Genomic DNA, 14,581 nt, shown 5'->3' with positions numbered 1-14,581 from the left:
TGTCTCAAGGATTCGTTTCACTGTCAGAGAATCCCTGCCAAGAGGAAATGCGCGACAGGTTAACGAATTGGGCTGACATACAGACCGAACGGAGGAGACGCCATGAGGGAGAGAAGCGGCACCCTGACCGGGGTCGGCGGGCTGAAGCTGTACTGGCGCTGCTGGGAGCCCGAGGTGGTTCAGGGCAGCCTGGTGCTGGTGCACGGCGCCGGCGAGCACGTCGGACGGTACGAGCACGTCGCGGCCTGGTTCGCGGCCCGGGGCTTCGCCGTCTGGGGCATGGACCACCGGGGGCACGGGCGGTCCGAGGGCAGGCGGATGTATGTGGACCGGTTCGACGACTATCTGGCGGATCTGGCGGAGTTCGTGCAGCTGGTCACGGAGGCCCACGGCCGGCCGGTGATGATCGGCCACTCCATGGGCGGCCTCATCGCCTACCGGTACGCGGCGGCGCATCCGGAGACGATACCGGCCCTCGTGCTCTCTTCGCCCTGGTTCCTGAGCCGGGCCAAGGTGAGCCGGCTGGAGCAGGCGCTGGCGCCACTTCTGGCCGTCGTCGCCCCGCGGATGCAGGTGAAGTCGGGCATTCCGCCGGAGATCTGCACCCGGAATGCCGAGCGGATCGCCCTGGACAGGCAGGATCCTCTGCGCGGCCAGACGGCCACGCCCCGCTGGTTTGTGGAGTGTACCCGCGCGGCGGAGGCGTGCCGCACCACCGTCACCTTCCCCGCCGGGCTCCCGGCCCTGTTCCTGGTAGCCGGCGCGGACCAGCTGGTGGATCCGGACGCCACCCGGGCGGTCTTCGACCGGATCGAGCACCCGGACAAGCAGTTCAAGCTGTACCCCGAGAAGTACCACGAGATCTTCAACGACCCGGGCCACGAGGCGGTCTTCGCCGAAATCCTGACCTGGCTGCGCGCCCACGGCCTGGCGCCGCAGGCGGAGTGAGGGGGTTCGGCCTGCCATGTTCCCGAACCCGATGCGTACGATTGCCGATTTCCAGGCCTTTCACCGGTGGCTGGACGCGCAGAAGGGGTGGGGCCCGGATCTGAAGCTGAACATGGTGCTGCTCACCGGCGAGGTGGGCGAGGTGGCCAACGAGCTGCGCAACATCTTCTGGCGGCAGAGTCTGCTGGAGCCCGAGCTGGGAACGGCGGCCGCCTGGGAGGCCGCCCTGGCGGAGTACCGGGAGAACCTGGGCTTCGAGCTGGCAGACTGCCTGGCCTACATCTTCAAGATCGCCAACAACGCGGGGATCGACCTGGAGGCAGCCTACAAGGCGAAGATGGCCCGGAACGTTCAGCGCCAGTGGACCGCGCCGCCTCCGGGGAACGGGAATCAGGAATAGGCGCGGCCGCTCCCTGCCTGTGGCAGGGGAGCGGCCGCCGGCTTGTATACAGAAAAAAGTCCGGCGGGGTGAAAGAAAACCGCGGAACCCCCGGTAGATAAGAGGGGAAGGAGGGAAAGGGGTGACCGAGCAGGAGTGGATCCGGCGGGCGCAGGGCGGCGATGCCGAAGCCTTTGCTGCGCTGGTCCGGCTGCACCAGGAAGGCGTCTACGGCTTCTGCCTGCGGATGACGGGGAGGCGGGAAGACGCGCTGGACCTCACCAGTGAGGCCTTCCTCCGCGCCTACCGGTCGCTCGCGGGTTTCGATGTCACCCAGCCCTTCCGGCCCTGGCTCCTGCGCATCGCCGCCAACCTCTGCCGCGACCATCTGCGGGCCCGGCGGCAGCATCCCGCCCCCGTGGAGGACGCGGTGCTGGCTCACTTGCCGGATCCTGCCCCCCCGCCGCCCGGCCAGGTCCTCGCGGCCCACGACCGGGCCGCCGTCCGGCAGGCGGTGGCAGAGCTGCCCGAGCCCTACCGGACCACGATTACCCTGCACTATTTCAACCAACTGTCGTACCAGGAGATCAGCGAGGTCCTGAACATCCCGGTGGGAACGGTCGGCACACACCTTTACCGTGCCAAACGACTCCTCCGGAAACGTCTGGTGGAACAGGAGGTGGTCACGTGAACGCCAGGGGCTGCTGGGACGACCTGACGCTGGATCTCTTCCGTATGGGGCTCCTGGAGGTCGCGGAGGCCGAGGCGGTCCGCAGCCATGTGCAGGAGTGCCCGGCGTGCCAGGCCCGCCTGGGCGCGCTCGATCTGGAGGACCTGCGGCTGGAGGCCGCCCTCGCGCTGACGCGGGAGGAGGCAGACGTCCTGCTGGCCGCGGACCTGCCGGGTCGGCTGGCCGCCCAGGTCAGCGGCGGCCGGCAAGGGGCCTGGGGGCTGGCGGCGGGGCTGGTGGGCCTGGGCTTGGCGGCTGCGGCCGGGCTGCAGGGCGCGGTTCTCCCCTGGCTGCAGGGTGCGCCCCTGGCAGGGTGGATGCGCGCGGGCCACTGGGCGCCCCATCTCGCCAGCCGCCTCCTGCGGTGGGTGCAGTCGCTGCTCTGGTCGCCGCGGGAGCTGCAGCTCGACGTCCTCTTCCCCCTGCTGGCTGCCGGCGTGGTCATCATCCTCCTCAACCTCCGGCAGCACCGGCGCGGGCTGTCTCCTTTTCATCACTGAAGGCAGGTGAACGGTATGCGCCGATGGAGAATCCTGGTTGTACTGACCGCGGCCTTGCTCGCCGTCGCGGCGTCGGGCGCCTGGGCGGCCGCCTCCGCCGGCCGGCCCGGGGCGGGCCGGCCTCCCGTCGCCGCGGGCCCGGAACCGGTCATCATCCCGGCGGGCGAGACGCTGGAGGATGACCTGATCGTCACCTCGGACCAGGGGGTGGCGGTGCACGGCACGCTGGCCGGCGACCTCATCCTCCTGGGCCCCGAGGCGGTGATCACCGGTACGGTGGAGGGCGACGTGATCGGCATCAGCGAGCGTGTGCGGATCTCGGGTCAGGTCCTGGGAGACGTGCGCGTGCTGTCCCTGGACTCGGTGGTCATCGAGGGCCGGGTCGGCCGCAGCGCCCTCACGGTGAGTCAGCGGGCGGTCCTGAGCCCGGGGGCGGAAATCGGGACGACGTGGATCGCCCTGAGCGGCCACGCGGAGCTGAGCGGCACGGTCCGCCGCAGCCTGTTCGCCGCGGCCACCACCTTCACGGTCGCGGGCGAGGTGGGCGGCGACCTCAGCATCCATGCTTACGAGAAGGCCCGGGTGCTCCCGGGCGCCGTGGTGCGCGGGGACGTCGTGGCCACGGGCGCCGAGCCGCCGGTCATCGACGACGGGGCGAGCGTCGGCGAGGTGCGCTTCACGCCGTCGCAGGCGGAGGTGCGCCCCCGGCTGAGCATGGATGGCTTTGCGCTGGGGCGGCTGGCCGGCTTTGCGGCGGTCGGACTGCTGGTCACGTGGCTGGCGCCGGGGCTCCTGAGCTCGTTTCACCGCCGGCTCAACGGCCACTTCTGGGCGACGCTGGGCGCCGGCGTCGGGCTCCTCGCAGGCGTGCCGCTGCTGGCCCTCGTGCTGATGCTCACCGTGGGCGGCATCCCCGCAGCCCTCATGGTCGTGCTGCCGCTGTACGCGGCGGCCGTCTACCTGGGCCAGGTCTTCGTCGCCGGCTGGCTCGGCCGCGCGATTCTGGCCCGGGTGCGGGGCGACGGGCAGGTCCCGCGCTTCGGCGCCTTCCTGCTGGGGCTGGTCTGCCTCACCCTGCTGACCCGCCTGCCCTACGTGCGGTACGTGGGCTCGTTCCTCTCGGTCAGCCTGGCCCTCGGCGGGCTGAGCCTCACGGTGGCTCCGTGGATCAGACGCATGGCTCGAGAAGACTAGGCGAGAGCGTACACATCTGTTGTAAGGAGTGAAGGACAACATGAAGCGTTGGATTGCGGCTGGCGTGATCGTCGCCATCACCGTGCTGTCGCTCGTCGTGGCCTTCTGGCAGGGGCCGAACCCGCGCGGGGGGCGGCAGGCGGGGACCTCCGGCGGGCAGGTGGCCCTCGTGCGGGTCGAGGGGTCGATCGTGTCGGGTGGCAGCGGCACCAGCTTCCTCAGCGGCGCCGCCGCGGGTTCAGACGACATCGTGAAGCACCTCGACCGGGTGGCGGAGGATCCGTCGCTGAAGGCCGTCGTCCTCCGGGTCAACTCCCCCGGCGGGAGCGTGGTCGCCTCCTGGGAGATCGCCGAGGCGATCAGGCGGGTGCAGGCGGCCGGCAAGCCGGTGGTGGTCTCGATGGGCGAGAGCGCCGCCTCGGGCGGGTACTGGATCTCGGCCGGGGCGGACCGGATCATCGCCAGCCCGGACACGCTGACCGGCTCCATCGGGGTGATCATGCAAATTCAGAACCTGTCGGAGATCTATGAGAAGATCGGCTATAAGACAGACACCTTCAAGAGCGGTCCCTACAAGGACATCGGCAACCCGGCGAGGGAGATGACGGACGCGGAGCGCGAGCTCATGCAGCAGCTGGTGGATGAGACGTACGAGGCGTTCGTCCAGGTCGTGGCCGAGGGGCGCGGCTTGAGCCGCGCGGAGGTGCTGCAGATCGCCGACGGGCGGGTCTTTTCGGGACGGAAGGCCCTGGAGCTGGGGCTGGTGGATGAGCTGGGCGACCTGAAGCGGGCGGTGCAGGTGGCCGGCGAGCTGGCCGGACTCACCGGGGAGCCCGCCGTCCGGGAGATGAACCGTTCGGACTGGCTTCTCGGCACCCTGCTGGGCCGGCTGTTCGCACCGCCGGTTTCCGGGGGGACGGCGGCGGGCCTGTACGCCGTGGACCCGAACCCTGCAATCCTACGCTAGTGTAAGTGGAGGGCTGAACCGATGACCGAGCATATGACGGACCCCCGTCCGGAGACCGGGCGCACCTCAGTCTGGGAGCTGATGCTGGACGTGTTCGTCGCGCCGGGCAGGGCGATGGCCAGGATCGCCGACGAGCGGCCCGTGGGGGCGGCCGCCGTGCTGGTGACCGGGCTGGCGGCCTTCACCGGCATCCTCGGCGTCGCCGGCGCTCGGGGCGCCGGGGCGGTGGACCCGAGCCTGCTGCCGTCTGATCTGCCCCCGGAGGTTCTCGATCTGATGAACGCCTTCATGGGGCCCGCGGCGGTCTTCGGCGCCGTTTTCGGGGTCCTGGGCAGCCTGCTCTGGTGGTTTGCGCGGGCGGCCATCTACGGGCTGATCGGCGAGCTGGTGGGGGCACAGCGCGACGGCCGGGCGCTGCTGGCCACGCTGGGCTTCGCGGCGCTTCCGATGCTGCTCCGGGCGCCGGTTGACCTCATGCTGAGCCGCCTGGGCGCCACCTGGCCCGCCATCCTGGTCGGGCTGGTGTTCTGGGTCTGGACGCTCATCCTCACCGTGCTGGCCATCCGGGCGGCTCTGCGCACGGAGACGGGCTGGGCGATCGTGATCTACCTGATCCCCGTGGGCGTCGGGATCGCCCTGGCGATGGTGGCCGGCCTGGCGTTCTTCATCGCCATCGTCAGTGCGGCCAGCCAGATGCCGCTGCCCTGACGGGCCTTCGGGCGGATGCCGGCGCGCAGCGGAAAACGCAGGAGGAGCCAGGGGTTGCCCTGGCTCCTCTCCCGCTACATCTGCGCAAAGACCTCATCCGCGATCTGCAGCGTTTCCTCCAGGTCGGCCCGGGTGTGCTGCACCGTGAGCATCCACGCCTCATACCGGCTGGGGGCGAGCGCAACGCCCCGGTCCAGCAGCCCCCGGAACATGGCGGCGAACTGCCCGGGATCCGACCGCTGGGCCGTCTTGTAGTCGACCACGGGCGCATCGCAGAAGAACAGGGTGAACATCGAACCGGCGCGGCCCAGCTGCACCGGGAATCCGTGCCGCCGGGCGGACGCCACCAGCCCGTCGGCCAGGTACGCGGCGTCGGCCTCCAGCCGCTCGTAGACGCCGGGGCGGCCCAGGACGTCCAGCGCCGCCAGGGCGACCTGCATGGAGAGCGGGTTGCCGGCCAGGGTGCCGGCCTGGTAGGCGGGCCCCAGGGGCGCCACCCAGTCCATGATCTCCGCCCGCCCGCCGTAGGCCGCCAGCGGCAGGCCCCCGCCGATGATCTTGCCCAGGGTGGTCAGGTCCGGTTCGACCCCCAGCACCGTCTGGGCGCCGCCGTAGGCCACCCGGAATCCGGTGATGACCTCGTCGAAGATCAGCAGCGCCCCGTGCTGGTGGGCGAGCCGCCTGACCCCCTCCAGGTAACCCGGCCCGGGCTGGACCACGCCGAAGTTGCCCACGATGGGCTCCAGCAGCACCGCGGCCACCTCCGGGCCCCAGGCGTCCAGCGCCTCGCCCAGGCTGTCCAGGTCGTTGTACGGTACGGTGATGACGTCCCGGGCGACCCCCTCGGTGACCCCGGCGGAATCCGGCGTGCCCAGCTGCGACGGGCCCGAGCCCGCGGCGATGAGGGCGAAGTCCGAGTGGCCGTGGTAGCAGCCTTCCATCTTGATGATCTTCGGCCGCCCCGTGAAGGCCCGGGCGACCCGCACGGCGGACATGACCGCCTCGGTGCCCGTGGTGACGAAGCGGATCCGCTCCATGGACGGGAGCGCCCCGTGGATGCGCTCGGCCAGTTCCACCTCCCAGGGGTTGGGGGTGCCGTAGATCGTGCCCCCCTCAGCCGCCCGGGCGATGGCGGCGACGATCTCGGGGTGGCCGTGGCCGAACATCCCCGCGCCGAAGGCGCCGATGTAGTCGATGTACCGGTTGCCGTCCACGTCGAACAGGTAGGGACCCTGACCGCGGGTCATGAAGACCGGCGGGCCGCCGCCCACCGACTTGAAGGACCGGGCGGGCGAGTTCACGCCGCCGACGATGCGGGCCACGGCTCGTTCGTAATAGGCTGCGGACTGTTCATACCGTGCTGTCATCGGGCACCCTCCTGGGTGGTGGATTGCGCCGCCGGCGCGCCGCTGGGCGGCCCGCCGGCGACCAAATGATGTAAGCCTGTTCAAGGGGGATCGGGTGCATGGCGATCGTGTACGCGCTGGCGGCGGATCTGTTCTTCGCCGAGCGGCTGGAGCGGGCCCTGCGGGAGCTGGGCCACGCGCCCCGCGTCGTTGATCTCAGCACAGGCGGGGAGGGCCTGGCCGGCCAGGAGATCCCGCCCGAGGGCGCGGGCCTGGCGATCGTCGACCTGGAGGCCGGCGAAGCCGCACTGGCGCAGATTCAGGCGGCCCGGCAGCGGGGGATCCCGGTGCTGGCCTTCGGGCCCCACGTGGATGTGGAGGCCCGGCGGGCCGCCGAGGCCGCCGGCGCCCGGGTGGTGACGAAGGCGCAGCTCACCCGGTCTTTCGCCGAACTGGTCGGGGCCCTGGTCGGGCCGTCCGCCTGAGGCTCATACCCCCCAGCGCGCGGCCACGGCGTCCGCGGCCCGGCGCACGAACTCGTCGGGATCCTGGCGCAGCCGGGCGACGGCCTGCTGCACGTGGGCGTCGACCCCGGGCAGGCGGTTCAGGGCCAGGATGACGGCCCTGCGGACGTCCGGGCTGGGGTCGGTCAGGCGCGCCGCCAGGTCTGCGGCGACGTCGGCGTAGGCTCCCATCGCGCCGAGGCAGTAGGCGGCCATCTTCCGGGCCGTGGGCTCGGGGGATCGCAGGGTCTTTCTGACCACGTCCACGCAGGCGGGGTGCGACCGGCCCAAGGCCCGGGCCAGGTCCGCAGCCGCCCACCGGGTATCCCGGTCGGGGGCGCCCATGGCCTGGGCCAGGGCTTCGCCCACCTCTTCCGACCAGAGGCCGAGCCGGGCCAGCACGAAAGCCGCGCCCCAGGCCCGCCGTGAATCCGGCGGGCTGAGCGCCGCCTTCAGGGCCGGCAGCACCGCCGTCGACTGGTAGGCGAGGAACTGCAGGCAGTTGGCGCAGTGAACCTGCACCCCCTTTTCGGCGTCGCCCAGGCCCGCGACGAGGTGGGGCAGCAGGGCAGCGACGACGGGCGCCCAGTCGGTCTCGCCGGCGTCCAGCCGGGCCGACATCAGCGCCTCCATCTCCCGGGCGGCGGCAATCCGGGTCGTTCCGTCCGGCGAAGCCAGCCCCTCCCGGATCCTGGCCACAGCGGCGTCCATCGCCCGACCCCCTTTCGCAGCATCGGCGCTCCGTTGTTTCGACGTCGCCTGAGGGCGGCGCGGAACGTGCGCACAGAAGTTCGGCCCCAGGCGGGCCGGGACAGGAGTGACAGCATGGCATCGAGGCCCGTGGACACCGAGACCATCCTGAAGAAGCTGCAGGAGATGTACCCCGACGCCAAGTGCGCGCTCCATCACCGCAACGCGTTCGAGCTCCTGGTGGCGACCGTGCTCTCGGCCCAGTGCACCGACGCCCGGGTGAACATCGTCACCGCCCGCATCTTCCCCAAGTACAACCGGCCGGAGCACTTCGCCGCGCTCTCGGTAGAGGAGATCGGCGAGATGATCCGCGACTGCGGGCTGTGGCAGAGCAAGGCGAGGAGCATCCAGGGGCTCAGCCGCATGCTGCTGGAGAAGCACGGCGGCGAGGTGCCTTCGACCCTGGAGGAGCTGACCGAGCTGCCCGGCGTCGGCCGCAAGACGGCCAACGTGGTGCTTTCCAACGCCTTCGGGATCCCGGCCATCGCGGTGGACACCCACGTGTTCCGCGTGGCCAACCGGCTCGGGCTGGCCGACGCGAAGACGCCCGAGGAGACCGAGCGGCAGCTCATGCAGCGGATCCCGCGGGAGTACTGGTCGCCCGCGCACCACTGGCTCATCCACCACGGCCGCCAGGTGTGCCACGCCCGCAATCCGCAGTGCAGCCAGTGCCCGCTCCTGCCCCACTGCAAGTTCGGCCAGGAGGCCGGCAGGCCGGCGCAGACCGCGAAACCGGCGAAGCGGGCTGCGGCGGGGCGCCGCGCAGCAAAGCGCTGAAACCGCTGGATTCCAGCATTCCCCTCCGCAACCCGACAGGAGATTCTGGGGCTGTTCGCCAAAGACCTGAAGACCGGCGCAGGCGAGCGCATCATCCCTGCGTTTTCTTCCTGCGCGCTCAGGAGGCGACAACCCACGTGAGCAGAGTGAAACAGCGCTTCTTCACCGCCGAACTGAAGCTGGAGGTGGGGGAGACGATGGCGGCCGCCGTGGGCTATGAGACCTACGGGCGGCTCAACGCCCGGCGGGACAACGCGGTGCTGCTCTGCCCCCCGCTCGCGGAGAGCAGCCATGCGGCCAGCCGTCCGGAAGATCCCCGCCCGGGCTGGTGGGAGCCGCTGGTCGGGCCCGGCAGGGCGTTTGACACCGACCAGTACTTCGTGATTGCGACGGACACCCTGTGCAGTCCCAAAGCGCGGGATGCCGCCGTAGCGGCGACCGGCCCCCACACGGTGGATCCCGCCGGGGGCGCCCGGGCTGGCGACGTGTTGCCGCAGATCACGGTGCGCGACAACGTCCGGCTGCAGCGGAAGCTCCTGGATTCGCTGGGCATCGAGCGGCTGGCCTGCGTGGCCGGCCCTTCGACGGGAGGTTTTCACGCCCTGGAGTGGGCGGTGACCTACCCGGATCACGTGCAGCAGGTGATTGCGGTGGCCAGCGGGCATCAGGCGAGCCCCCTGTTCGCCCTGGCCGTCTGTCAGGCGGCGATCGACGCCATCCGTTCCGACCCCGAGGCGGGACTGCTCTACGCCCTGCGGCTGTTCCTCACGCTTTCCTCGTCCAACGACTGGCTGGACGCGGTGTGGGGCAGGCGCACGGCGCCGTTCTCGCCCCATCCGTGGACAGGCCCCGAGGGGCGCTACGCCTTTCAGGCCGAGGTGGAGGCGGAGGCGGAGCGGCTGGCCGCGTCGCTGGATCCGGAGCACTTTGCCGTCGCGGCCCGCATGGCGCTGCTCCACAACATCGCCCACGGGAACCGGGACCTGCACGTGGCGGCTCAGAAGATCAGCGCCGAGCTGCTGCTGATCCCGGTTTCCAGCGACATCCTCTTTCCGCCCTCCGGCAACTTCGACTTCGCCGCCCTGGTCCGCAGCTACGGCGGGCGGGCAGAGGTCTCCGTCCTGGACTCCCGCGCGGGGCACCGCGCGGCCCTGCTGGAGGCCCACCGGCTGGCCGAGCCCATCGCCGCGTTCCTGGGGCACCCGGTGCGGCATTGAGCTTCCGGCCCCGTACCGGCTGGAGGAATCTGGCGCGCCGCGGCGAATAGCCCTTCAAGAGGGAACGGGGGTGAAGGCGCCGATGATTCAACCCGGCGAGATGGCACCCGACTTTACCCTGGAGTCCACGGAGGGGCCGTTTTCGCTCTCGGCACTCCGGGGGAAGAAACGCGTGCTGATCATTTTCTACCCCAGGGACAACACCCCTGGCTGAAATCGGCAGCTTTCGGCCGCGCGGGACGCGGCCGAGGCGTACGCCGCCCGCGGCGTGCAGGTCGTGGCTGTCAATCCCGGCAGCCTGGCCTCTCATCAGCGGTGGGCGGAGAAGAACCGCTTCGGCTTCCCGATCTGCGTGGATGAGGGGAAGCAGGTGGCCCGGGCGTACGGCGCGCTGAACGCCCTGGGCGGGATCCAGCGGACGGTCTTCCTGGTGGACAAGCACGGGGTCGTCCGCTGGGCGCAGAAAGGGATGCCCTCCACCGAGGCGATCCTCGCGGCTGTGGACGCGCTCGGCGAAGAGGCGTGAAAGGGGGATGCCCGTGGAACGGGTACGGCTGGCCACCGGCCTCACCCGCGTCGCGACCACCGGCCATGGCGAGCGGCCCACGCCCGCGGCCCGGGTGCCGTTCCGTGAGCAGCTGGCGCAGGCCCATGTCCTGCAGTTCAACGAGCGGATCGACCGCGCGCTGGCGGAGATCGACGAGCTGGGCCGGCGGCTGACCGAGTCGCTCAGCCAGCACGACCTCCGCCTGTACCGGGAGGCCATCGGCCGGCTCTTTCGCGACCTCACCCGCCACATGACGGAGGTCCGGCAGAACCTGGAGTGGGACTCCTACGCCTGGGAGCAGCGGACGATGGTGACGATCGAACGGGTGGACCAGCGGCTGGAGGAGCTCGCCCGGCTCGTGCTGGAGCAGGAGCAGGACCGGCTGGCCATCCTGGCGGCCGTGGACGAGATCCGGGGGCTGCTCCTGGACGTCCGGATGTAGCATACCGGGACTGCGGGCCCCTTCCCCTGCGGGGGGAGGGGCCGTTCGGTTTCCTGCGCAACTGTACTCACATCTGAGTACAGTTGCTGGATTCCCGGTGACCGCCGTGTTAGGATACTGTCATCGCAATTCTGGGAAGTGAGGGAGTGGTGGCGATGGCGGAAAGGGGCTACCGTTTGGAGACGCTGGCCATTCATGCCGGTCACGAGGTGGATGCGACGGGGGCCCGGGCGGTCCCGCTCTACATGACCACCTCCTACGTCTTCCGGGACACGGCGCATGCCGCCCGGCTGTTCAGCCTGCAGGAGCCGGGCAACATCTACACCCGCATCATGAACCCGACCACCGATGTGTTTGAGAAGCGGATGGCTGCCCTGGAGGGCGGCGTGGGGGCGCTGGCCGTCGCTTCCGGGCAGAACGCGGAACTGTACGCCATCCTGAACCTGGCCCGGGCGGGCGACGAGATCGTCGCAGCCACGAGCCTCTACGGCGGAACGTACGCCCTGTTCGCCCACAACCTGCCCCGCCTGGGCATTACGGTGAAGTTTGTGGAGCCCTCGGATCCCGAAAACTTCCGGGCGGCGATCACCGACCGGACCCGGGCCCTCTACATCGAGACCATCGGGAACCCCCGGTGTGACGTGCCGGACATCGCCGCGATCGCCGCGGTCGCGCACGAGAACGGGCTGCCCCTGATCGTCGACAACACCTTCGCGTCGCCGTACCTGTGCCGGCCCATCGAGCACGGCGCGGACATCGTCATCCACTCGGCGACGAAGTTCATCGGGGGCCACGGCACCGCGATCGGCGGCGTCATCGTCGACAGCGGCCGCTTCGACTGGAGCGCCGGCCGGCACCCCCTGTACACGGAGCCCGATCCGGCCTACCACGGCCTGCGGTACGCCGACCTGGGGGAGCAGGCCTACATCCTGCGGGCCCGGGTGAGCCTCCTGCGCGATCTGGGCGGCGCCCTCTCGCCCTTCAACGCGTTCCTGTTCCTGCAGGGGCTCGAAACGCTGCACCTGCGCATGGAGCGCCACTCCGCCAACGCCCTGGCGGTTGCGCGGTTCCTGGAGGGGCACCCCAAGGTGGAGTGGGTCACCTACCCTGGGCTCGAATCGAGCCCGTACTACCCGCTGGCCAGGCGGTATCTGCCCCGCGGGCAGGGGGCCATCCTCGCCTTCGGCATCCGCGGCGGCCTGGAAGCCGGGCGGCGCTTCATCGAGTCGCTCAGGCTCTTCTCCCACCTGGCCAACGTGGGCGACTCCAAGTCGCTGGCCATCCACCCGGCCTCCACGACCCATGAGCAGCTGTCCGACGAGGAGCGGCGGGCGGCCGGCGTCACGCCCGAGATGGTGCGGCTCTCCATCGGCACGGAACACGTGGACGACATTCTCGAGGACGTGGCGCAGGCCCTGGAACGGGCGACGGCCTAGCGGGGTCCATGACCGGAAAGGGCGTGCCGGCGCGAACCGGCACGCCCCCTTCTTCAGATGTTGAGCAACGCACAATTGTCTGGCAACTGTTGACTGGCTGTCTCACGGGCTGATAAAATGAAGATCCCAAACTCTTGATGGAGCGAGCGTGTGTGGCGAGGGGGGGAGACCATGCACAGCTCAATGGGGGAGCGGTTGGCCTGGGCGCGCAACCAGCAGGGGATGATCCTGCAGCAGGTGAGTGAGAAGAGCGGTCTGGCCGTCGGGTACATCTCCCAACTGGAGAAGGGGGCCAAGGTCAATCCGACCATCGACGCGCTGGGGCGGCTGGCCAAGGCCCTGGGCGTGAGCATCGCGTTCATCCTGGGGGAGGTGCACGCGCCGCCGTACGACGACCGGGCCGCGCTGCTGATCGGTGGACAGGCCTGGACGGTGGGGCAGCGCTTTGCCCGCTGGTATGAGCAGCTTTCGCCTGAGGAGCGCCGCCAGATCGAGCTGGAGACGGTGGAACAGCGTTTCGCCCGGGTGGTGGACTTCCTCTGTCAGGAGTTCCCCGAAACCTTCACCCGGCCTGTGGTGGCGTATCAGCTGGGCCTCTCCGTGCGCGCGCTGAATGACATCATGGACCGCTACTGTGAGGTGGGGCCGATGGTGCTGAGCCAGATGGTCTCCATCACCGGCATTCCGCTCTCGTTCTATGCCCGGGGGCGCATGGAGTCGACGCCCGTGGATATCACCCCGGCCCAGATGATCCAGTACGCCGAGGCGATCTCCATGGCCGCGGAGGCGCACATCACGCCGGAAGAGCTGGTCTCGCTGATCCGGGGCGCCTCGCAGGCGCAGAAAGGATGAGGCCCGTCCTCCTCCGCCGAGGACAGGCCCCCCACTTATGTTACTGTGATTAGAGGGAAGACGGACCGGCGCTCCGCGGCTCGGCCAGCGCGGTGGCCGCGATCGCGAGCATGCTGGCCATCACGAACAGGCTGATCAGGATCCGGCGCATTTTTCTCTCCCCTTTCCGCAGATCTGGATTCATGAAGCAGTCGGGCCCCCGGTGTGCAGTACCGGGCTTCTTTCTGTCTGTGCCCGAACCTTGCAGGCCTCCTCACGGGCGAATGTGGCCCAGCTCATATAACTTCCGCCGCAGCGCGGTCGCGCGGTTCATGAGGGCAGACTGACGGGACTTCAGGGCGTACTGCATGGCCAGATTGGAGAACAGCTTCGCCTCATCGTACCGGCCCAGGACGAGGGCATTCTCGCCCGCGATCACCGCCGCCGTGGAAAGCACGTTCTCGTCCTGCCCGGGCAGGCCCGGGGTCATGGCCCTGGTGCAGAACGCCATCGACTGGCGGAGATCGCCCGTCTGCTGATAGTAGTACGCCCAGTCGGTGAGCAGACTGGCTGCCACCTGGTCGTTGGGATGTTCCTGCAGGAGCCGCTCCAGCTGCTGGAGGTACGGGAGGGCCTCCTCCGGCTGATCCAGGGCCAGGTAGCAGTACACCAGACCGCGCAGGGCCTCCATGAGGAGCGGCCAGTTGCCGCACCGCCTCAGCAGATCCAGCGAAAGGTGATGGGAGCCGATGGCATCCTCGTACTGGCGGCGGTAGCGGAAGAGCAGGGCCAGGTTGTGGTGGGTGCCGGCCTCGACCTCTACCAGGTGGGGGGTCCGGTGCAGCTCATTCAGGCACTTGAAGAGATGGTCAAAGGCCTGGGGATAGTCGCCCAGCGTCAGGTAGTACTCGCCCAGGTCGAAGTGGCACTTGTTGATGAGCTCCCAGTTCGTCGTCCGCTCCGCGACCTCCAGCGCGTACTCGCCCAGCTTGATCGCGGCGTAGACCTCACGGCGGTAGTAGCTGGCCATCGCGGTACCCTTGTAGGCGCCCGCCAGCTCCTCGGCCGTGAGCGTGCCCGCGTGGATCAGCCGCTCTCCTTCAAGCTGCGCTTCGCGGTAGCGTTCCTCTTCGAGCAGGCGGCGCAGGCGAGACAGCGGCAACGGCGTTCCCCCCCGGATGATTGACAGAAACGTCAGTGCATTCTGGCTAACACTATGTTAACGGGTCAGTGCGCCAAACGCAAGAGGATGATATGTCGGAGTCGCCAGAATCATTCGACACAAACTCGACAACCCGGATGCCTG

The 14,581-nt window shown here is 69.8% G+C and carries 17 protein-coding genes; 14 read left to right on the top strand and 3 right to left on the bottom strand.

Going from position 1 to position 14,581, the window contains the following annotated elements:
* Positions 1-102: 102 nt before the first annotated feature.
* The 7 genes from ACZ5UM_RS01665 to ACZ5UM_RS01635 all read left to right on the top strand — a co-directional run bounded on the left by ACZ5UM_RS01665 (position 103) and on the right by ACZ5UM_RS01635 (position 5,426).
* On the top strand, positions 103-948 hold the full coding sequence (locus tag ACZ5UM_RS01665; RefSeq protein WP_464846582.1) for an alpha/beta hydrolase: 846 nt from the start codon (positions 103-105) through the stop codon (positions 946-948).
* A gap of 16 nt (positions 949-964) precedes the next feature.
* A complete protein-coding gene (locus ACZ5UM_RS01660) occupies positions 965-1,348 on the top strand; it encodes a MazG nucleotide pyrophosphohydrolase domain-containing protein (protein WP_464846581.1) in 384 nt (127 codons plus the stop codon).
* A 121-nt stretch (positions 1,349-1,469) separates the two neighbouring features.
* Positions 1,470-2,018, top strand: coding sequence for an RNA polymerase sigma factor (locus ACZ5UM_RS01655; RefSeq protein ID WP_464846580.1), 549 nt, complete (start codon positions 1,470-1,472; stop codon positions 2,016-2,018).
* Positions 2,015-2,557, top strand: a complete 543-nt coding sequence (locus tag ACZ5UM_RS01650) for a hypothetical protein (RefSeq protein WP_464846578.1) — start codon at positions 2,015-2,017, stop codon at positions 2,555-2,557. The genes ACZ5UM_RS01655 and ACZ5UM_RS01650 overlap by 4 nt, the downstream gene beginning before the upstream one ends.
* Positions 2,558-2,572: 15 nt before the next feature.
* Entirely contained in the window at positions 2,573-3,751 is a 1,179-nt protein-coding gene (locus ACZ5UM_RS01645; RefSeq protein WP_464846577.1) for a bactofilin family protein, read from the top strand.
* Positions 3,752-3,791: 40 nt separating this feature from the next.
* Positions 3,792-4,718 carry a signal peptide peptidase SppA gene (gene sppA, locus ACZ5UM_RS01640; protein WP_464846574.1) on the top strand — a complete coding sequence of 309 codons (927 nt, stop codon included), beginning with the start codon at positions 3,792-3,794 and terminating at the stop codon, positions 4,716-4,718.
* Positions 4,719-4,739: 21 nt separating this feature from the next.
* Positions 4,740-5,426 carry a Yip1 family protein gene (locus ACZ5UM_RS01635; protein WP_464846570.1) on the top strand — a complete coding sequence of 229 codons (687 nt, stop codon included), beginning with the start codon at positions 4,740-4,742 and terminating at the stop codon, positions 5,424-5,426.
* A gap of 74 nt (positions 5,427-5,500) precedes the next feature.
* Here ACZ5UM_RS01635 and ACZ5UM_RS01630 read toward each other — a convergent pair whose 3' ends face one another.
* Complete coding sequence (locus ACZ5UM_RS01630) at positions 5,501-6,793, bottom strand: glutamate-1-semialdehyde 2,1-aminomutase (RefSeq protein ID WP_464846565.1); 1,293 nt, start codon at positions 6,791-6,793, stop codon at positions 5,501-5,503.
* Positions 6,794-6,891: 98 nt separating this feature from the next.
* Between ACZ5UM_RS01630 and ACZ5UM_RS01625 the strand changes: the two genes are divergently transcribed.
* On the top strand, positions 6,892-7,257 hold the full coding sequence (locus tag ACZ5UM_RS01625; RefSeq protein WP_464846563.1) for a hypothetical protein: 366 nt from the start codon (positions 6,892-6,894) through the stop codon (positions 7,255-7,257).
* Positions 7,258-7,260: 3 nt separating this feature from the next.
* Here ACZ5UM_RS01625 and ACZ5UM_RS01620 read toward each other — a convergent pair whose 3' ends face one another.
* Complete coding sequence (locus ACZ5UM_RS01620; RefSeq protein WP_464846560.1) at positions 7,261-7,986, bottom strand: HEAT repeat domain-containing protein; 726 nt, start codon at positions 7,984-7,986, stop codon at positions 7,261-7,263.
* Between the two features lie 114 nt (positions 7,987-8,100).
* On the opposite strand from ACZ5UM_RS01620, the gene nth reads away from it, so the two are divergent.
* The 6 genes from nth (at position 8,101) to ACZ5UM_RS01590 (ending at position 13,296) form a co-directional block, all read left to right on the top strand.
* Positions 8,101-8,802 (top strand): endonuclease III, encoded by a 702-nt coding sequence (gene nth, locus ACZ5UM_RS01615; RefSeq protein ID WP_464846557.1) that lies wholly within the window; start codon positions 8,101-8,103, stop codon positions 8,800-8,802.
* A 137-nt stretch (positions 8,803-8,939) separates the two neighbouring features.
* Positions 8,940-10,019 carry an alpha/beta fold hydrolase gene (locus tag ACZ5UM_RS01610; protein ID WP_464846555.1) on the top strand — a complete coding sequence of 360 codons (1,080 nt, stop codon included), beginning with the start codon at positions 8,940-8,942 and terminating at the stop codon, positions 10,017-10,019.
* 82 nt (positions 10,020-10,101) lie between these two features.
* Positions 10,102-10,545 carry a peroxiredoxin family protein gene (locus ACZ5UM_RS01605; RefSeq protein WP_464848254.1) on the top strand — a complete coding sequence of 148 codons (444 nt, stop codon included), beginning with the start codon at positions 10,102-10,104 and terminating at the stop codon, positions 10,543-10,545.
* A gap of 13 nt (positions 10,546-10,558) precedes the next feature.
* Entirely contained in the window at positions 10,559-11,008 is a 450-nt protein-coding gene (locus tag ACZ5UM_RS01600) for a YaaR family protein (protein WP_464846553.1), read from the top strand.
* A gap of 155 nt (positions 11,009-11,163) precedes the next feature.
* The gene (locus ACZ5UM_RS01595) at positions 11,164-12,444 is read left to right on the top strand and encodes a homocysteine synthase (RefSeq protein ID WP_464846551.1); all 1,281 of its coding nucleotides are present in this window, start codon (positions 11,164-11,166) and stop codon (positions 12,442-12,444) included.
* Positions 12,445-12,615: 171 nt separating this feature from the next.
* A complete protein-coding gene (locus ACZ5UM_RS01590; RefSeq protein WP_464846549.1) occupies positions 12,616-13,296 on the top strand; it encodes a helix-turn-helix domain-containing protein in 681 nt (226 codons plus the stop codon).
* 253 nt (positions 13,297-13,549) lie between these two features.
* Here ACZ5UM_RS01590 and ACZ5UM_RS01585 read toward each other — a convergent pair whose 3' ends face one another.
* Positions 13,550-14,437: a tetratricopeptide repeat protein gene (locus tag ACZ5UM_RS01585; protein WP_464846545.1), complete on the bottom strand. Its 888-nt coding sequence runs from the start codon at positions 14,435-14,437 to the stop codon at positions 13,550-13,552.
* Positions 14,438-14,581: the final 144 nt, after the last annotated feature.

The organism is Symbiobacterium ostreiconchae (genome assembly GCF_055396975.1).
This window is presented reverse-complemented; position numbering and strand designations above follow the sequence as displayed.